Source organism: Pantoea sp. Ep11b (assembly GCF_040783975.1).
Taxonomy (GTDB): domain Bacteria; phylum Pseudomonadota; class Gammaproteobacteria; order Enterobacterales; family Enterobacteriaceae; genus Pantoea.
Genome location: NZ_CP160631.1, coordinates 3,809,709 through 3,827,265, shown reverse-complemented (window position 1 = coordinate 3,827,265; position 17,557 = coordinate 3,809,709). Strand labels below are relative to the sequence as shown.

Genomic DNA, 17,557 nt, shown 5'->3' with positions numbered 1-17,557 from the left:
GAGCGGCCAGCGTGTTCCGGATTTATCTGAGTGCGTCATTCCGGACCGATCATTCCCGCCCGCAGGAGTTGTATCCCCCCGTTCATTTACCGACAATATGGCGTTATTTGACTTAGATGTCAGCGTTGCGTCGCCGTTTGCCATAAAGTGCGGCTATGATGAGGGTGTTGCCGTTGCGGTAGTGCGGGCAAAGATGATTAATAAATGCCCCGTGGAAAAGGGGCCGGCATGATTAACAGGAGTACAGGTGCCACGATTTCACACTTATTGCATGGCCAGCCTGCTGCTTGCCGCGCCCGCCCTTGAGGCGGCGACCGTGCGATTGCAGGTAGACGGCTTAACCGGGGATTTGCAAAAGAATGTCAGGGCGCGCCTGTCGACCATTGGCAGCGATGAGGTCTCAAACGATGGCCGTTTTCGGGCACGCGTCTCCGTCGCAATAAAAGAGGGGCTGCGCGCACTCGGTTATTACGAACCTACTATCGACTTCGAATCCCGTCCTGCGCCAGAACAGGGCGGTCGCCCGGTGCTGGTGGCAAAAGTGACGCCCGGCCAGCCGGTTAAAATCGGCGGCAGCACCATCGTGGTCGAAGGCGATGCGCGCAACGACGCCGATTACAAAGCCTGGGTAAAGCAGGGGCGGCCAAAAGTGGGCACCCAGCTCAACCATGGGCAATATGACAAATTCAAAAGCGGCTTCTCTAATCTCGCCCTGCGCAACGGCTACTTCGACGGCACCTTTAAAAAGAGCCAGCTTGGCGTGTCGGTTGAGCGGCACGAAGCTTTCTGGGATATCGATTACGACAGCGGCGAGCGTTACCGCTTCGGCGACGTGACCTTCCAGGGCTCGCAGATCCGCGAAGAGTACCTGCAGAATCTGGTGCCCTTTAAAGAGGGGGACTACTACAACTCCCGCGATTTAGCCGAGCTGAACCGCCGCCTCTCGGCCACCGGCTGGTTTAATTCGGTGGTGGTCGCGCCGGAATTCAGCAAGGGCCGTAAGACCAAAGTGCTGCCGCTGAATGCTGCTATGTCGCCCCGTGTCGAAAACACCATTGAAACGGGTGTCGGCTACTCCACCGATGTGGGGCCACGCCTCAAGGGAACCTGGAAGAAACCCTGGGTTAACGATCGGGGCCACAGCCTGACGGCCAGTGCCTATGTCTCTGCGCCGGAACAGCAGGTCGATTTAAGCTACAAAGTGCCCCTGCTGAAAAGCCCGCTGGAGCAGTACTACACCTTCTCTGGTGGCCTGAAGCGAACCGACCTCAATGACACCAAAGCCGATACCAGTACACTTGCCGTGTCGCGCAACTGGGACAACAGCAGCGGCTGGCAGAAGGCCGTTAATCTGCGCTGGAGCCTGGATCACTTTACGCAGGGCAACGTAACCAATACCACCATGCTGCTCTATCCGGGCGTCAGCGTAAACCGCACCCGCTCGCGTGGTGGCCTGATGCCGACCTGGGGCGACACCCAGCGTTACTCCGTCGATGTCTCAGACACGACCTGGGGATCTGACGTCGACTTCCTGATCCTGCAGGCGCAAAACGTCTGGATCCGCACCCTGGGCGACAGTCACCGCTTTGTGGCCCGCGGCAACCTTGGCTGGATAGAAACCAACGATTTCGACAAAGTCCCGCCGGATCTGCGCTTCTTCGCCGGGGGTGACCGCAGTATTCGTGGCTATAAATACAAAAATATCTCTCCGCGTGATGAAGACGGAAAACTTACGGGTGCCTCAAAACTTGCAACCGGATCGCTGGAGTATCAGTACAACGTCACCGGTAAATGGTGGGGGGCCGTCTTTGTAGACTCCGGCGAAGCGGTCAACGACATCAAACAAAGCAACTTTAAAACCGGCGCGGGCGTCGGCGTGCGCTGGTCTTCACCTGTAGGGCCCATCAAATTTGATATCGCCAGACCTGTTGGTGATAACGAGGAGCATGGATTGCAATTTTACGTCGGACTGGGGCCTGAACTATGAAGCTATGGAAAAAGGTCCTGATTGGTATTCTGATCTTTCTGGTGCTGCTGTTGGGCGGCGTGGCGTTTTTAATCGGTACCACGCCGGGGCTGCATCTGGTGCTGAAGGGCGCATCGCGCTGGGTGCCCGGCCTGTCGATCAAACAGGTAGACGGCGGCTGGCGCAACCTGACGCTCAACGGTCTGCGTTACGAGATGCCGGGCGTCAGCGTGGATGCCGGGCAGATCCATCTGGCAGTGAATCTTAACTGCCTGCTGCACTCGTCGGTCTGCGTGGACGACATCTCCCTGCGCGACATCAGCGTGGTGGTCGACAGCAAAAAGATGACGCCATCTGCGCCAGCGCCGGAAGAGGAGAGTGGCGACACCAACCTCAGCACGCCATACCCGATCACGCTGAGTCATCTTGGCCTGCACAATATTAATGTGAAGGTCGATGACACGGCGATCTCGCTGCTCGATTTCACCACCGGCCTGCAGTGGCAGGATCGCGCCCTGACGCTGAATCCGACCCATATCCAGAGCCTGCTGATTGCGCTGCCCAGGGCGGCGAAAGTTGTGAATGAAGAGGTGGTGCAGCCGAAAGTGCAGCAGCCTCATCCCGCTGAAAAGCCGCTGGGTGAAACGCTGCAGGCGATGTTTGCGCAACCTCTGCTGCCTGCGCTGCCCGATTTCCGTCTGCCGCTGGATATTGATGTGCAGCAGATTCTGGGCGAACAGCTGCGTATTACCGGCGACACCGATATTTCGGTCAGCCGGTTACTGCTGAAAGCCAGAACCGCCGACCGTCAGATGCAGCTGACAACGCTGGACGTGGACTCGAATCTGGGCAAGCTCAACGGCAGCGGACAGGCGACACTGGCGGATAACTGGCCGGTCGATTTCGCCCTCAACGGCACGGTCAACACCGACCCGATTAAAGGCGAAAAGCTGGCGCTGAAGCTGAGTGGCGCGATGCGTGACGAGCTGAAGCTGGGGCTGAACCTCTCCGGCCCGGTCAACGCGCAGCTCGACGCCACGACGCAGCTGGCGGTCGCCGGACTGCCGCTGTCGCTGCAACTGACCAGCCCGCAGCTGCGCTGGCCGTTAACCGGCCCGGTACAGTATCAGGCGGATAAGCTGGACTATCAGTTCAAAGGCAAGGCCACCGACTACGTGATGACACTGCAGACCGCCGTGAAAGGGGAGTCGGTGCCGCCGGCCAGCGTCTCGCTGACGGGTAAAGGCAATGTCGAACAGTTCAGCCTCGACCGCCTGCGCATTGCCGCGCTGCAGGGCAATATTGACCTCACCGCCCTGGTGGACTGGAGCAAAGCCATCAGCTGGCGCAGCGAACTGACGCTGGCAGGCATTAACACCGCGAAACAGTACCCCGACTGGCCCGCGCGACTGGATGGCAAAATCACCACCCGCGGCAGTCTCTATGGCGGCAGCTGGCAGCTGAGCGTGCCGCAGTTGCAACTCAAAGGCAATGTGAAGCAGAACGCGGTGACTGCGGACGGCTCACTTACCGGTAACAGCTACAACCAGTGGACGGTGCCGGGCATCAAACTGGCGCTGGGACGCAACCACCTGGATGTTAAAGGGGCGCTGGGCGACAGCCTGGATCTCGACGCCAGCATCAACGCGCCGCAGCTCGACAATGCGCTGCCGGGCCTGGGGGGGGTTGTCAACGGCACGATTAAAGCGCGCGGCACCCTGAAAGCGCCGCAGCTGCTGGCCGACCTTAACGGTCGCGGCCTGCGCTGGCAGCAGATGCAGATTAACCGCGTTACGCTGAACGGCGACGTTCGTTCCGGCGAACAGGTGGCGGGCAAGCTGCAACTGCGCGTCGAGCAGCTGAAGCAGGATGCGCTGAACATCAGCCTGCTGACGCTGAACGCCGACGGCAACGAAAAGCAGCATCAGCTGAAGCTCAATGTGCAGGGCAAGCCGGTGTCCGGCCAGCTGGCGCTGAACGGCAGCTTCGATCGCCAGACCGAACGCTGGAAAGGGTCGCTCAACGACACGCGCTTTGATACGCCGGTCGGGGAGTGGCGTCTGACCCGCGCGATGGCGATCGACTACCTCAACAGCCGCCAGACGGCGACGATTGGTCCGCACTGCTGGCAGAACCCCAATGCGCAGCTCTGCGTACCGGAGCCGGTCGAAGCCGGACCGGCAGGCCATGCGCATGTGGTGCTGAACCGCTTTGACCTGGCGATGGTTAAACCCTTTATGCCGGATGCCACACAGCTGAGCGGCCTGTTCAGCGGAGATGTGCGCGTAAACTGGACCGCAGAGGGTGGATTGCCGACCGGCACCGTGGCGCTCAAGGGCAACGGCGTCAAAGTGGTGCAGGATGTGCAGGGCAACAGCCTGCCGATCGCCTTTGACACGCTGAACCTGAATGCGGCGCTGCGCAACGGCCGCGCGCAGCTCGACTGGCTGATCCGCATCGCCGGTAACGGGCAGCTGGATGGCAATGTGCAGATCGACGATCCGCAAAACCGCCGCAGGCTGGGCGGTAACGTCAACATCCGCAATCTCTCGCTGGCGATGCTCAATCCGGCGCTGATGCAGGGCGAAAAAATCAAGGGCAGTCTGAACAGCGCCCTGCGCCTGGGCGGCAGTATTCAGCAGCCCCAGGTGTTTGGTCAGCTGGGACTGACCGGGGTGGATGTGGATGGCAACTTTATGCCGGTGGATCTGACCAATGCCAGCCTGAACCTGGTGTTCAACGGCATGAGTTCGACGCTCAACGGCCTGGTGCAGACCGCGCAGGGCAACATCAACCTCAGCGGCAACGCCGACTGGAGCCAGCTCGATAACTGGCGTGCGCGCATCGCGGCGCAGGGCAGCCGGGTGCGTGTCACGGTGCCGCCAATGGTGCGTATGGATGTCTCGCCGGATCTGGTCTTTGAAGCGACGCCAGCCGCCTTTAACCTGGATGGCCGTGTCGATATTCCGTGGGCGCGTATCACGGTGCAGGAAGTGCCGGAGAGCGCCACCGGCGTCTCGTCCGATGAGGTGATGCTGGATGAACAGCTGAAGCCGATTGCACCAAAAACCGCCTCGATCCCGATTAACAGTAATCTGGTGATCCACGTCGGTAACGATGTGCGGCTCTCAGCGTTTGGCCTGAAAGCGAAGCTGAATGGCGACCTGAAGATGGTGCAGGATAAATCCGGGCTGGGCCTGAACGGCCAGATCAATATCCCGTCCGGGCGCTTCCATGCCTATGGTCAGGATCTGATCGTGCGTAAAGGTGAGCTGCAGTTTGCCGGTCCGCCGGATCAGCCTTACGTCAACCTCGAAGCGATTCGTAATCCGGATGCCACCGAAGATGGCGTCACGGCGGGTCTGCGGGTCACCGGGCTGGCGGATGAGCCGAAGGCGGAAGTCTTCTCCGATCCGGCGATGTCGCAACAGGAGGCGCTCTCCTACCTGCTGCGTGGTCAGGGATTAGGCAGCGACGGCGACAGTAACGCGCTGACTTCGGCCCTTGTTGGCTTAGGGGTTGCACAAAGTGGTCAGGTTGTGGGTAAAATCGGGGAGACGTTCGGTGTCAGCAATCTTGCTGTTGATACTGCGGGTGTTGGCGACAGCCAGCAGGTGCAGGTCAGTGGCTATGTGCTGCCGGGTCTGCAGGTAAAATACGGTGTTGGCATATTTGATTCACTGGCGACGTTAACCTTGCGTTACCGCCTGATGCCCAAACTCTATCTGGAAGCCGTGTCCGGTGTGGATCAGGCTCTCGATTTGCTCTATCAGTTTGAGTTTTAGCAATGCGAATAATTGTCTACGGCAGTTTACGGCGCAAACAGGGAAACAGTCACTGGATGACGAATGCGCAGTGGCTGGGTGATCACCAGATTGAAGGCTTTGAGCTTTACAGTCTGGGCCATTATCCCGGCGTAATTGAGGGCAACGGAACGGTACATTGTGAAGTGTACCGCATTGATGCCTCAACCCTGGCGGAGCTGGATGCGCTCCGTACCAAAGGGGGAGAGTACAAACGTTATCTGACTCAGACGCCGTTTGGCAGTGCATGGCTTTATGTCTATCAACGCTCAGTGGCAGGACGCCAGCACATCACGAGTGGAGACTGGCTGAAGCGCGATGAGGAGCCAGGGGCCTGAACAAAAACACCGTCCAGATGGACGGTGTTTTTTTCGACTTACAGACCGGCAGCAGAATTATTTCTTCTGAGCGCGCTCGTAAGAGGAGATGATTTCGGCTTTAGCCGCTTCGGCGTTGTCCCAGCCATCCACTTTCACCCATTTGCCTTTTTCCAGATCTTTGTAGTGCTCAAAGAAATGGGTGATCTGGGCGCGCAGCAGTTCTGGCAGGTCGTTCACATCTTTGATGTGATCGTACTCTTTAGAGAGCTTGGTGTGCGGAACGGCAACCAGTTTGGCATCTTCGCCAGACTCGTCGGTCATTTTCAGCACGCCAACCGGACGGCAGCGGATCACTGAGCCTGGAACCAGTGGATACGGGGTTGGAACCAGTACGTCAACCGGGTCACCATCCAGAGAGAGGGTGTTGTTGATGTAGCCGTAGTTGCACGGATAGAACATCGCGGTAGACATGAAACGGTCTACAAACAGGGCGCCAGACTCTTTATCAACTTCATATTTGATCGGATCAGCATTCGCTGGGATCTCAATGACAACGTAGATATCTTCTGGCAGGTCTTTACCTGCTGGCACCTGGTTCAAACTCATCGGGTATTCCTTCAATGGTCGTATGTTGAGTGTCGGCTATTATAGCCAACTGACTCTGAAAGTATGCCCTCTTTTTAGCGTTTCGGAATGCGCCCAAAGGCTACTTCGCGGTCACTAACAGCGAAACAATCCCTGCAGCAATCAATGGTCCTACCGGCACACCCCGGAAGAACGCGACACCGATGATCGTGCCGATCAGCAGCCCGCCAATCACCGAAGGCTGGACGCTCATAAAATTCACGCCCCGTCCGCCCAGCCAGGCGACGAAAATACCGACCAGAATCGCCACAATTGACTGCCAGTTAGCAAACGACTTTATCAGCGACGAGGCGGGCAGCGACCCGCTGGCCAGCGGCGCCATCACCGCCACGGTCAGGATAATGATGCCCAGCGTAATGCCCTGTTTTTCCACATAGGGAAAAAACCGGGAGAGTGGGGTCAGTTTGATCGCCAGCAGCACCAGAATGGAGATCGTGACTGCGGTGTTGTGAACGAAGTAACTCAGTACGGCGAGGCCGATAAGAATAAGGGTCGGGACGTAAGGTGCCATGGTCTCTTCCTGAAAGTGAGTGGGCGCACTGACTCGCCAGCGTCAAAACCGCTGCGATCAGCAATCATCAGGGTTAGCGCAGCTGCCTTTACCCAGCGACTGCAGCATCAGCGCCTGATTGCGCACCAGGCTCAGCCCCTGGGCGCTCAGATCCACGCTGCCCAGCGAACCCTGGGTCTTGAGCCGGCTCCGGCTGGCCTCAAGCCAGCTATCGCGGTAGCTCAGCCACGCACGCTGTGCGCGCCGCAGCGTCGTCTTCTCCTCCCCGCTGAGGCGTGTCATCAGCGTGTTGTACTGCGCATTCATCTCCTGATCCCAGGCCCGCGTCGTCGCCGCGTAGCACTGGTTCATGGCAAGGGTGGTCGAGGCCCTATCCAGGCAGCGGTCAAGGGACGCTTCGGTTTTCAGATCGTCTGCCATCGTCGTGGTGCTCACAAGCAGCAGCATCAGAAACAATCCTGATTTCATCGGTTTCTCCGGATAAAAAGGGGCGGCGTTCAGCTTGCTGGATGTTTCCGGGATGATCAAGGCGTTAACACTCTATTAATCAGGGTTAAAGTTTCGGAGCGTTATTGCCGATACCTCTTCCGCATTAGGGCCGCTTAAATTTTCGCCTTTTCTCATACATGGAAATCATCAGGATGAAACAGATATCACTTCGCACGGGGTTGCTGGCACTGCTGGCATTTATGACACTGCTGCTGCTGGCGGTGAGTTTTATGGGGATCGTGGCAATTAATAAAGGCAACCGCTCGCTGGATGTGATCAACCGCATTCAGGGGATTGAGCTGAACAGCCTTTATCAGAGTAACGCCGATCTGATGCGGGCCCGCGCCAACGCGGCGCTGGCGGTGCGTAAAATCGAAATTGGTATGCTGGAGGAGGGCGCGGCCGTGACCAGGCTGTCGCAGGCCGATGTGGTGTCATCCCAGCAGAACCTGAAACGTTTTGTGGATGCGGGAACGGTGACGGCGCACGGAAAAATGCTGGCGGATGCGATTGCGGCCAGCTACAAGGCCTATCTCGACCAGGGCATTAAGCCGATGATGACCGCGCTGGATAAGCAGTACACCGACGAATATTACCAGCTGCTGGAAGGCAACCTGGCGACGCTGGCGGCCGGATACAACAAGGCCGTCACCGACTTCAGCCAGTTCGCTGAACAGGTGACGCAGGCCCAGCTGGCGCAGGCGGCCCACAACGAAACTAAAATGAAAATCCTGATCGCCGTGGCGGTGATCTTAACCCTGATGCTGCTGGTTCTTGCCTGGCAACTGTTGCGCCGGATGCTGCTGCTGCCGCTGAACCAGGCGATCGTGCATCTTGAGCAGATCTCGATGGGCGACCTGTCGCAGGCGCTGCCACCTTCCAGCAACAACGAACTGGGACGGCTTAACCACGCACTGGCCGACATGCAGGCGTCGCTGCGCACCTCGGTCAGCCAGGTGCGTGAAGCGAGTATGCAGATCGACATCGGCAGCCGTGAACTGGCGGCGGGCAACGTCAACCTGTCGCAGCGTACCGAAGAGTCCGCCGCATCGCTGGAGCAGACCGCGGCCAGTATGGAGCAGCTCACAGCAACGGTCCGCCTGAACGCCAGCAATGCTCAGCAGGCGCACAAGCTGGCGAATGCCGTCTCCGACACCGCCGATCGCGGCGCTGAGGTGGTTTGCTACGTAATGGAAAAAATGCATGAGATCACCGACAGCGCCAATCGCATTGGCGATATCCTCAGCGTGATTGACGGCATCGCCTTCCAGACCAACATCCTGGCACTTAACGCAGCCGTGGAAGCGGCGCGCGCGGGCGAACAGGGACGGGGCTTTGCGGTGGTGGCAAACGAAGTGCGCACGCTGGCACAGCGCAGCGCTAACGCCGCCAAAGAGATCCGCACGCTGATCAGCGATTCACAGTCACGGGTGAAAGAGGGCAGCGAGATGGCGACCCGCGCCGGGGAAACCATGGATGAGATTTCGGGCGAGGTGATGCGCGTTACCTCATTGATGAAAGAGATCTCCATGGCCTCCGACGAGCAGAGCCGCGGCATTGAGCAGGTTAATCAGGCCGTGACGCAGATGGATGCGGCAGCGCAGCAGAACGCCGCGCTGGTGGAGCAGGCTACGGCGGCGACCCAGTCGCTGGAAGCGCAGTCCGATCAGCTTCAGGCCACGATGGCGCAGTTCAGGCTGCATACGGCGTAACGATCAGGGGGATTCGCCCGCTGACCCGAACGGCGGCTGTCTGATTGTCGATCGGGTCATTGCTCCGCCGGATCAAAAAAGCCAGCGCACGTTAACCGCGCGCTGGCTTTTCGCTTTTCTGGCTTAACCCGCGACCGGATTAGCCCTGACGGCAATCCGGGAACTCGGCCAGGAAACGCTCAACGTCGTTCACCATCGCCTCATTACCGCAGTAGAACGGGCAGCGCTGATGCAGCGTGACCGGTGGAATATCCAGAATACGTCGCTGACCATCGCTGGCTTTACCGCCCGCCTGTTCGGCCAGGAAGGCCATCGGGTTGCACTCATACAGCAGACGCAGCTTACCCTGAGGATGGCTGGCGGTGCTTGGATAGAGGTAGATGCCGCCTTTCAGCAGGTTACGATGGAAATCTGCGACCAGCGAACCGATGTAACGCGAGGTGTAAGGACGGTGGGTTGGCAGATCCTCTTCCTGACAGAACTTCAGATATTTCTTCACGCCCTGCGGGAAACGAATGTAGTTACCTTCGTTGATGGAGTAGGTGTAGCCGGTCTCCGGGTAGGTCATACGCTCGTGGCTCAGACAGAACACACCCAGCGACGGATCGTAGGTAAACGCATGTACGCCTGCACCGGTGGTGTAAACCATCATGGTGGAGGAGCCGTAAACCACGTAGCCTGCAGCGACCTGCTTGTTGCCCGGCTGCATAAAGTCCGCTTCAACCACTGGCGTACCCGGTTCGCTGACGCGGTGATAAATAGAGAAGATGGTGCCGACGGACACGTTCACGTCGATATTAGACGAACCATCCAGCGGGTCCATCAGCACCACATATTTGCCGTTCTCTTCGCCTTCGAAGATCACGAACTCATCTTCTTCCTCAGAAGCGATACCGGCGACGATGCCACGCGCTTTCAGGGCTGCCTTGAGTTTTTCATTGGCGAACAGATCCAGTTTCATCTGCTGTTCACCCTGAACATTTTCCACACCACTGGCACCGAGGATATCCACTAATCCGGCTTTGTTGATGTCGCGGTGAATGATTTTGGCACCCAGCTTGATAGCTGAGATCAGTGCCGTCAGTTCACCTGTGGCGTGCGGAAAGTCGTGCTGCTTCTCGACGATAAATTCGCCCAACGTTTTCATAACACATTCCCTGAATCTGCGATGGAGTGGCAGCACGCGTAACAGTCTGCCAACGGATGCGTACGCAGTTTAGCCGATTGAACTTCAAAAACCATAGTCCTAATCCGTTTCTTCCGTCTGCGAGCAGGGTTACACTGTGCGCCGAACTTTTGAGTAATGGATCATGTTATGCGCATTCACATCCTCGGGATTTGTGGCACGTTTATGGGCGGTCTGGCGGTGCTGGCTCGCTCACTGGGTCATCAGGTGACCGGTTCCGACGCCAACGTTTACCCGCCAATGAGCACGCTGCTCGAACAGCAAGGTATTGAATTAACTGAAGGTTACGACGCGAGCCAGCTTGACCCGGCACCCGACCTGGTGATTATCGGCAACGCGATGACGCGGGGTAATCCCTGTGTGGAAGCGGTGCTGGAACGTAACATTCCTTACCTTTCTGGCCCGCAGTGGCTGCATGATTTTGTGCTGCGCGACCGCTGGGTGCTGGCGGTCGCCGGAACCCACGGCAAAACCACCACAGCAGGCATGGCAGCGTGGATTCTGGAGGCCTGCGGCCTGGAGCCGGGCTTCATTATTGGTGGTGTGCCCGGAAACTTCGATGTCTCGGCAAAATTAGGAAAAAGTCCATTCTTCGTCATCGAAGCGGATGAGTATGACTGTGCCTTTTTCGATAAGCGTTCCAAGTTTGTCCACTACGCGCCACGCACCCTGATCCTCAACAACCTTGAGTTTGATCACGCGGATATCTTTGACGATCTGCGCGCCATCCAGAAGCAGTTCCACCACCTGGTGCGGATCGTACCGGGGCAGGGCAAGATCCTGCTGCCGGAACACGATGCTAACCTCAGGCAGGTGATGGCGATGGGCTGCTGGAGCGAGCAGGAGAGCGTGGGCGACCACGGACGCTGGCAGGCGAAGAAACTGACGCCCGACGCCTCACACTGGGAAGTGTGGCTCGACGGCGAAAAAGTGGGTGAAGTGAACTGGGCGCTGGTGGGCGAGCACAACATGCACAATGGCCTGATGGCGATTGCGGCCGCGCGTCATGTCGGTGTCCGGCCGGAAGATGCCGGGCAGGCGCTGAACAGCTTTATCAATGCCCGTCGCCGGCTGGAGCTGCGTGGCGAAGTGAACAGCATCAAGGTCTATGATGACTTTGCGCATCATCCGACCGCGATTCTGGCGACGCTGGCCGCACTGCGCAGCAAGGTCGGCGGCCGGGCGCGCATCCTGGCCGTGCTGGAGCCGCGCTCTAACACGATGAAGATGGGCATCAGCAAAAACGACCTGGCACCGTCACTGGCGCGCGCGGATGAGGTGTTTCTGTTCCAGCCGCACCATATCCCGTGGCAGGTGTCCGATGTTGCCGAAGCCTGTATCCCGCCAGCCCACTGGAGTGCAGATATCGACACGCTGGTGGAGATGGTGGCAAAAGCCGCTCAGCCAGGCGACTCGATCCTGGTCATGAGCAACGGCGGCTTTGGGGGGATTCATCAGAAGCTGCTGGACAGGCTGCAGTAACACGACAGGCGCCCGCATCGGGCGCTTTTTTTGCCAGCGATACCGGCGGCTGGCCTGTATCAATGACCGAGGCGAACCGGTCAGAACGTGCGTTAATCTGCCTGCAACTGGGGTCAGGTCTGGCTTTAGTTTGCTTCGGCCAGTTCGCGCAGGTACTGGAAAATCTGACGGGCAGATTTTGGCGGCTTGTTGCCCGCTTTCTCTTTATGCGCGTTACGGATCATGCTGCGTAACTGCTGACGGTCGGCCTCAGGATAAAGTGCAATCACGTCGCTCATCGCCTCATCGCCCTGCTCAATCAGACGATCGCGCAACATTTCCAGCTTGTGGAACAGCGCAACCTGCTGGTTGTGACGGTTCTTGAGCTTGTCCAGCGCCACGCGGATTGGCTCGACGTCGATACTGCGCAGCAGTTTGCCGATCAGCTGCAGCTGACGGCGGCGACCCTCTTTCTTAATGCGCTGTGCCAGTTCGATCTCGGTGCGCAGGCGTTCATCCAGCGGGATCTTATCCAGCGAGTTTTTCCCCAGATCGACCAGTTCGGCACCCAGGCGTTTTAACTCTTCGGCATCGCGTTTAATTTCACTCTTACTGACCCAGATAATCTCTTCATCTTCTTCTTCGTCATTATCTGGCACATCGTCGAGCCACTCATCGGGCTTTTTAGTCATTTCCGGGCTCCCAAAAAAAAGAGGCTAATCCTACCAGTTTATCGGGTGACTGCGAAATTGTTCTCTGACTCTGATAGACTCAAATCATTCACACATAAGATTAGACGGCAGGTCGATGAACGTATCTACTCAGGTTGCAGAACAGCGAAAAGTACTGGAGCAGGCGATTGCGCAGGCACTTGAACTGGCTAAGGCAAGCACTGACAGCGCGGAAGTCGCGGTCAGTAAAACCACCGGCATCGGGGTCAGTACCCGTTATGGCGAAGTGGAAAACGTCGAATTCAACAGCGACGGTGCGCTGGGCATCACCGTTTATCATCAGAACCGTAAAGGCAGCGCCTCATCGACCGACCTCAGCCCGGATGCGATCAAACGTACCGTGCAGGCGGCGATTGATATTGCGCGCTACACCTCCCCCGATCCGTTTGCCGGTCCGGCCGATGCAGAACTGCTGGCCTATGATGCGCCGGATTTGGATCTCTACCATCCGTGGGAGATTGACGCCGATCGCGCTATCGAGCTGGCGGCGCAGGCCGAAGAGGCCGCGCTGCGCGCCGACAAGCGGATTACCAACACCGAAGGCGGCAGCTTCAACAGCCATGTCGGCATCAAAGTCTTTGGTAACAGCCACGGCATGTTGCAGAGCTACTGTTCAAGCCGTCACTCGCTCGCCAGTAGCGTGATTGCCGGGCAGGATGACAACATGGAACGCGACTACGCCTACACCATTGGCCGTGCGTTTGAGGATCTGAAAAGCCCGGAGTGGGTGGGTGCAGAGTGTGCGCGCCGCACGCTTTCCCGTCTGGCACCGCGTAAGCTGCCGACCATGAAAGCCCCGGTGATTTTTGCTGCGGAGGTGGCGACTGGCCTGTTTGGCCATCTGGTGGGAGCGATCAGCGGCAGCAGCGTCTACCGTAAATCGACCTTCCTGCTGGACGCGATGGGACAGCAGATTCTGCCGGAGTGGCTGACCATCAATGAACAGCCGCATCTGCTGAAAGGGCTGGCCTCTACGCCTTTTGACAGCGAAGGCGTGCGTACCCAGTCGCGCGACATCATCAAAGCGGGCGTCCTGCAGACCTGGCTGCTGACCAGCTACTCGGCGCGCAAGCTGGGCCTGACCAGCACCGGTCACGCTGGCGGTATCCACAACTGGCGCATCGCAGGCCAGGGTCACAGTTTCGATGACCTGCTGAAGCAGATGGGCACCGGCCTGGTGGTCACCGAGCTGATGGGTCAGGGCGTCAGCGCCATTACCGGCGATTACTCTCGCGGGGCAGCCGGCTTCTGGGTTGAGAATGGCGTGATTCAGTATCCGGTCAGCGAAATCACCATCGCGGGTAACCTCAAAGAGATGTGGCGCAACATGGTGACCATCGGTGACGACATCGAAACCCGCAGCAACATTCAGTGCGGTTCCGTATTGCTGCCTGAAATGAAGATAGCGGGACAATAAGATGGATTCCTGAAGCAGCCGGCTGGCTGCTTTTTTTCATCACAATAAAAAAGGAAATAATGATGCGTAAGCATGTGATTGCAATGTTGTCGGCTTCTCTGCTGTTCTCCAGCGTCAGCCTCTATGCGGCGGATCTGGAAGAGGATATGGGCACGCTGAATGCGAACCTGAAAATTGTCAAAAAAACGGACAATGCTCAGGAGATGCAGCAGGCGTTAGCGAAGATGCGCACTGCCGCGCAGGATGCGAAGCAGTCCACGCCGGATAAGCTGGAAGGTCAGCCTGCTGACAGCGCGCAGGTAAAAGCGTATCACGCCGGTCTGGACTCGCTGATTGCCCAGATCGATGTGGTCGATGCGCTGGCGAAAGCGAACAACGTGGATGGCGCAAAGCGCGAAGCCGCTAAATTTGATGACATCCGCAATACCAACCATAAGAAATTCCGTTAATCAGACCGCCGGTCAGCCCGACCGGCGGTTTTTTATCATCACCTCTGCTTATCACGTCCTCCTCTTTTAGCGCTCGTCCACCACTGCGCCGCACGACCTCCCGCTTTATGACCGTCCGGCGTCACGTTCTGTGCAATCTGTGATGTCTGCCGCACTAATCGTGCAGGCTGCGATCTGACGCACAACCTTCACCTCGATTTCCACTTGCTGCTGGAAATGTTGCCTCTCCACAGCCGGTGCGATGCGGGCTAATTTATTTTCAACGCGAATTATCCGGCTTAACAGGAGTAGCAAGGTGAGCAATAACGGCGTCCCGGTGTATGAAGCGCCACCGGAGAAAGTGCAGGCGCTGGCTGAGCGCGTGATGAGGCAGATTGAGGCGATTTACCAGCAGCATGGCATTCAGCCCAATGCGGTGCAGCAGCAGATGCTGCAGTCCCATGTCACCGCCATGGCGTCACGCTCACTGAGCGGGGAGCCGCTGCCGGATGTGGAAGCGGAGCTGTTTGAGGATATTCCGCCGGAGACGTTAGTGCTGGCGCAGCAGGTGGTGGCGCTGTTTGGCAATCTGCCCCGTGAAGAGGCGTGGCTGCTGTCAGTCCATATTGAAGTCGCGCGATCCAACAACTGAAGAGGAACAGAACATGGTCACAGTCGTGATTGGCGATCGGTTAGGTAAAGGGCAGAAAGTGGCGGCAGGCATCGAAAAAGCGGGTGGCCGGGCCATCGTGGTGCCGGGGGTGGCGGCCGACATGAAGCTGGGTGATGTGATGAAGGCTGAAAACGCTGATTTTGGCATCTCTTTCTGCGGCAGTGGCGGTGCAGGCGCGATCACCGCGCAGAACAAACATGGTTACAAAGCAAAACATGGCATGCGCTCGGTCGATGAGGGCGTTACTGCCATCAATGAAGGCGCCACGGTGCTGGGTTTTGGTTTTATGGACAAGGAGGAGTTAGGCGAGCGGCTGGTGCAGGCCTGGAACAGGAAGCACGGCAGCGGATCATGAAAGAACACTACGTGACGCAGGTGACGGTCGACGGCAAAGGCGACACCAAAGCGCAAGCCTTTGCCGATGCCCTGAGCCGTGTGCAGAACCAGGTTCTGCGCGCAACGCAAAAAATCCTGCTGCGCATCGAGCCTCAGGATGTCCGGGTGCTGCGCGCGCAGGAGAGCGTCAGAACCGAGAAGTTTCTCTTCTTCTTTCTGGCGCGTCAGCGCCGGCGCTTCAGCGTCACGCTGGAGATCACCGTCAGCGTCACCGTTTTCGACACGGAGCAGGTGGTGTTCACGACAACATCATAAGCCTGTCAGCATCGGGCCGTTCTGCCACATTTCTGCCGTCGCGACGGTGCGGCGGGCAGCGCGAGGCGGCGGCTGACGCCGGGCGGGCAAAAAACGACAATAAGGTACAACAACATGTTTTTAATCATTTTGTTTAAGTCGTTGATCATTGGCGGGCTGGTTGGCGTCGGCGTGGGTGCAGGCGCCGCGCGCATGTTCCACGCGCCGACGACCCAGGGTATGGGCGCGTTTCGAACGCTGGGCGAGCTGAACTCGTGCGAAGGCGATCCGGCATCCCACTTCTCCTTTGGTCTTGGCTTCTTTTTCAATGCCTGGGCATCTTCTGTTGCAGCCGGTTCCTTCACGCAGGATGTGGATCACCGCATCATCCCGAACTGGGGCGCGGCGGCGCTGATGGTGAAGAATCGTAACGTGGCGGAGACGCTGCACAACCCGAAAAAAATGGCTATCGCCTGCGGCATCATCGGCATGATCGTGGTTGCCTTCCTCAACTCGACCGCCTCGGCGGTACCGGCTGCGCTGCAGGTCACGGCGGTTAAAGTACTGGTGCCTGCCGCGAATCTGCTGGTGAACACCGTCATGCCGGTCATCTTCTGGCTGGCGGCGATCGACGCGGGCAGGAAGTCGGGCTTCTGGGCCACCATTTTTGGCGGTCTGGCGCAGCTGATCATGGGCAACGCCGTGCCGGGCCTGGTGCTGGGAATTCTGATCGGTAAAGGCGTGGAAGAGAGCGGCTGGAACCGGGTCACCAGGGTCATGATGACCGCAATTGTGCTGCTGTTTGTGCTGAGCGGCTTCTTCCGGGGTTTCGACATGAAACTGCTGCAGTCATTCCAGCTCGGCATTCCTGGCTGGCTTGACCTGATCCATAACGCCGTCAGCGGCAAATAGAGGGCGATGCGATGAACGAAAACAGAGGCTTCTGGTACGCAGACTGGTCTTTCCCGATCTTTGTTGGCCTGCTCTCCTCGGGTGTCTTTGCCGGAACCCACATGTATTACCTCTACGGCATCGGTGCGTTTAACGAAGTGGCGTTTGTCTCGATGCTGCGCGCAGGCATGGAAAGCGGCGTCTATGGCGCGGTCGCCGCCTTTGGGGCCAGCTTCCTCTTTGCCCGCATTATCGAAGGCTCGCTGGTAGGCATCCTGGATATCGGCGGCGCGATTCAGACCGGTGTCGGGCTGGGCGTTCCGGCGCTGCTGCTGGGCGCAGGCATCATCTTTCCGGTGGCAAACTTCGCCGCCTCGCTGGCGACCGGGCTGGTGATCGGCCTGGCCATTGGCTACCTGATAATTCTGGCACGTAAATTCACCATCAATCAGAGCGACTCGACTTACGGCGCTGACGTGATGATGGGCGCGGGTAACGCCTCCGGGCGCTTCCTGGGGCCGCTCATCATTCTCTCCGCGATGGGCGCCTCTATCCCGATTGGACTGGGTTCGCTGCTGGGCGCGCTGCTGTTCTATCTCTGGCACAAGCCGATTACCGGCGGCGCGATTCTGGGCGCAATGATTCTGGGTGCGATTTACCCGATTGCGCTCTGATCTCACCGGTAGCCCGGCAG

At 58.3% G+C, this 17,557-nt stretch carries 17 protein-coding genes; 12 read left to right on the top strand and 5 right to left on the bottom strand.

Annotated elements, in window-relative coordinates:
* Positions 1–271 precede the first annotated feature (271 nt).
* Genes AB1748_RS17925 through AB1748_RS17915 form a run of 3 tightly spaced genes read left to right on the top strand, consistent with a single transcriptional unit; the run spans position 272 to position 6,107 of the window.
* Positions 272–1,987, top strand: a complete 1,716-nt coding sequence (locus tag AB1748_RS17925; RefSeq protein ID WP_293774610.1) for an autotransporter assembly complex family protein — start codon at positions 272–274, stop codon at positions 1,985–1,987.
* Positions 1,984–5,751, top strand: coding sequence for a translocation/assembly module TamB domain-containing protein (locus AB1748_RS17920; protein WP_367395861.1), 3,768 nt, complete (start codon positions 1,984–1,986; stop codon positions 5,749–5,751). The genes AB1748_RS17925 and AB1748_RS17920 overlap by 4 nt, the downstream gene beginning before the upstream one ends.
* Before the next feature lie 2 nt (positions 5,752–5,753).
* Positions 5,754–6,107 (top strand): gamma-glutamylcyclotransferase, encoded by a 354-nt coding sequence (locus AB1748_RS17915; protein ID WP_111139234.1) that lies wholly within the window; start codon positions 5,754–5,756, stop codon positions 6,105–6,107.
* A 57-nt stretch (positions 6,108–6,164) separates the two neighbouring features.
* Here the strand turns inward: AB1748_RS17915 and ppa are convergent, their stop codons facing one another.
* The 3 genes from ppa to AB1748_RS17900 all read right to left on the bottom strand — a co-directional run bounded on the left by ppa (position 6,165) and on the right by AB1748_RS17900 (position 7,713).
* On the bottom strand, positions 6,165–6,695 hold the full coding sequence (gene ppa / locus AB1748_RS17910) for an inorganic diphosphatase (protein WP_111139235.1): 531 nt from the start codon (positions 6,693–6,695) through the stop codon (positions 6,165–6,167).
* Between the two features lie 100 nt (positions 6,696–6,795).
* Positions 6,796–7,245, bottom strand: coding sequence for a DUF441 domain-containing protein (locus AB1748_RS17905; RefSeq protein WP_111139236.1), 450 nt, complete (start codon positions 7,243–7,245; stop codon positions 6,796–6,798).
* 57 nt (positions 7,246–7,302) lie between these two features.
* Positions 7,303–7,713, bottom strand: a complete 411-nt coding sequence (locus tag AB1748_RS17900) for a lysozyme inhibitor LprI family protein (RefSeq protein ID WP_367395860.1) — start codon at positions 7,711–7,713, stop codon at positions 7,303–7,305.
* Between the two features lie 173 nt (positions 7,714–7,886).
* Here AB1748_RS17900 and AB1748_RS17895 point away from each other — a divergent pair, with 173 nt between their 5' ends.
* Complete coding sequence (locus AB1748_RS17895; RefSeq protein WP_367395859.1) at positions 7,887–9,446, top strand: methyl-accepting chemotaxis protein; 1,560 nt, start codon at positions 7,887–7,889, stop codon at positions 9,444–9,446.
* 139 nt (positions 9,447–9,585) lie between these two features.
* On the opposite strand, the gene fbp is transcribed toward AB1748_RS17895, so the two are convergent.
* A complete protein-coding gene (gene fbp / locus AB1748_RS17890) occupies positions 9,586–10,593 on the bottom strand; it encodes a class 1 fructose-bisphosphatase (protein WP_009087416.1) in 1,008 nt (335 codons plus the stop codon).
* A 168-nt stretch (positions 10,594–10,761) separates the two neighbouring features.
* Between fbp and mpl the strand changes: the two genes are divergently transcribed.
* Positions 10,762–12,114, top strand: a complete 1,353-nt coding sequence (gene mpl / locus AB1748_RS17885; RefSeq protein WP_111139266.1) for a UDP-N-acetylmuramate:L-alanyl-gamma-D-glutamyl-meso-diaminopimelate ligase — start codon at positions 10,762–10,764, stop codon at positions 12,112–12,114.
* Between the two features lie 125 nt (positions 12,115–12,239).
* Here the strand turns inward: mpl and yjgA are convergent, their stop codons facing one another.
* The gene (yjgA, locus tag AB1748_RS17880) at positions 12,240–12,785 is read right to left on the bottom strand and encodes a ribosome biogenesis factor YjgA (RefSeq protein WP_367395858.1); all 546 of its coding nucleotides are present in this window, start codon (positions 12,783–12,785) and stop codon (positions 12,240–12,242) included.
* 115 nt (positions 12,786–12,900) lie between these two features.
* Between yjgA and pmbA the strand changes: the two genes are divergently transcribed.
* The 7 genes from pmbA to AB1748_RS17845 all read left to right on the top strand — a co-directional run bounded on the left by pmbA (position 12,901) and on the right by AB1748_RS17845 (position 17,537).
* On the top strand, positions 12,901–14,241 hold the full coding sequence (gene pmbA / locus AB1748_RS17875; RefSeq protein ID WP_111139239.1) for a metalloprotease PmbA: 1,341 nt from the start codon (positions 12,901–12,903) through the stop codon (positions 14,239–14,241).
* A gap of 62 nt (positions 14,242–14,303) precedes the next feature.
* The gene (gene cybC, locus AB1748_RS17870) at positions 14,304–14,690 is read left to right on the top strand and encodes a cytochrome b562 (protein WP_111139240.1); all 387 of its coding nucleotides are present in this window, start codon (positions 14,304–14,306) and stop codon (positions 14,688–14,690) included.
* A 295-nt stretch (positions 14,691–14,985) separates the two neighbouring features.
* The gene (locus AB1748_RS17865) at positions 14,986–15,321 is read left to right on the top strand and encodes a glycine dehydrogenase (protein WP_111139242.1); all 336 of its coding nucleotides are present in this window, start codon (positions 14,986–14,988) and stop codon (positions 15,319–15,321) included.
* Between the two features lie 13 nt (positions 15,322–15,334).
* Positions 15,335–15,697, top strand: a complete 363-nt coding sequence (locus AB1748_RS17860; protein ID WP_111139243.1) for an SFCGS family glycine-rich protein — start codon at positions 15,335–15,337, stop codon at positions 15,695–15,697.
* Complete coding sequence (locus AB1748_RS17855; protein ID WP_111139244.1) at positions 15,694–15,993, top strand: DUF4312 family protein; 300 nt, start codon at positions 15,694–15,696, stop codon at positions 15,991–15,993. The genes AB1748_RS17860 and AB1748_RS17855 overlap by 4 nt, the downstream gene beginning before the upstream one ends.
* A gap of 114 nt (positions 15,994–16,107) precedes the next feature.
* Positions 16,108–16,884, top strand: a complete 777-nt coding sequence (locus AB1748_RS17850; RefSeq protein WP_367395857.1) for a DUF4311 domain-containing protein — start codon at positions 16,108–16,110, stop codon at positions 16,882–16,884.
* Between the two features lie 11 nt (positions 16,885–16,895).
* Positions 16,896–17,537: a DUF4310 family protein gene (locus tag AB1748_RS17845; RefSeq protein WP_367395856.1), complete on the top strand. Its 642-nt coding sequence runs from the start codon at positions 16,896–16,898 to the stop codon at positions 17,535–17,537.
* Positions 17,538–17,557: the final 20 nt, after the last annotated feature.

Excerpts from the sequence above, each read along its gene's own strand:
- AB1748_RS17925 (WP_293774610.1), top strand. The coding sequence starts at position 272 with ATGGCCAGCCTGCTGCTTGCCGCGCCCGCCCTTGAGGCGGCGACCGTG.
- AB1748_RS17920 (WP_367395861.1), top strand. The coding sequence starts at position 1,984 with ATGAAGCTATGGAAAAAGGTCCTGATTGGTATTCTGATCTTTCTGGTG.
- AB1748_RS17915 (WP_111139234.1), top strand. The coding sequence starts at position 5,754 with ATGCGAATAATTGTCTACGGCAGTTTACGGCGCAAACAGGGAAACAGT.
- ppa (WP_111139235.1), bottom strand. The coding sequence starts at position 6,695 with ATGAGTTTGAACCAGGTGCCAGCAGGTAAAGACCTGCCAGAAGATATC.
- AB1748_RS17905 (WP_111139236.1), bottom strand. The coding sequence starts at position 7,245 with ATGGCACCTTACGTCCCGACCCTTATTCTTATCGGCCTCGCCGTACTG.
- AB1748_RS17900 (WP_367395860.1), bottom strand. The coding sequence starts at position 7,713 with ATGAAATCAGGATTGTTTCTGATGCTGCTGCTTGTGAGCACCACGACG.
- AB1748_RS17895 (WP_367395859.1), top strand. The coding sequence starts at position 7,887 with ATGAAACAGATATCACTTCGCACGGGGTTGCTGGCACTGCTGGCATTT.
- fbp (WP_009087416.1), bottom strand. The coding sequence starts at position 10,593 with ATGAAAACGTTGGGCGAATTTATCGTCGAGAAGCAGCACGACTTTCCG.
- mpl (WP_111139266.1), top strand. The coding sequence starts at position 10,762 with ATGCGCATTCACATCCTCGGGATTTGTGGCACGTTTATGGGCGGTCTG.
- yjgA (WP_367395858.1), bottom strand. The coding sequence starts at position 12,785 with ATGACTAAAAAGCCCGATGAGTGGCTCGACGATGTGCCAGATAATGAC.
- pmbA (WP_111139239.1), top strand. The coding sequence starts at position 12,901 with ATGAACGTATCTACTCAGGTTGCAGAACAGCGAAAAGTACTGGAGCAG.
- cybC (WP_111139240.1), top strand. The coding sequence starts at position 14,304 with ATGCGTAAGCATGTGATTGCAATGTTGTCGGCTTCTCTGCTGTTCTCC.
- AB1748_RS17860 (WP_111139243.1), top strand. The coding sequence starts at position 15,335 with ATGGTCACAGTCGTGATTGGCGATCGGTTAGGTAAAGGGCAGAAAGTG.
- AB1748_RS17855 (WP_111139244.1), top strand. The coding sequence starts at position 15,694 with ATGAAAGAACACTACGTGACGCAGGTGACGGTCGACGGCAAAGGCGAC.
- AB1748_RS17850 (WP_367395857.1), top strand. The coding sequence starts at position 16,108 with ATGTTTTTAATCATTTTGTTTAAGTCGTTGATCATTGGCGGGCTGGTT.
- AB1748_RS17845 (WP_367395856.1), top strand. The coding sequence starts at position 16,896 with ATGAACGAAAACAGAGGCTTCTGGTACGCAGACTGGTCTTTCCCGATC.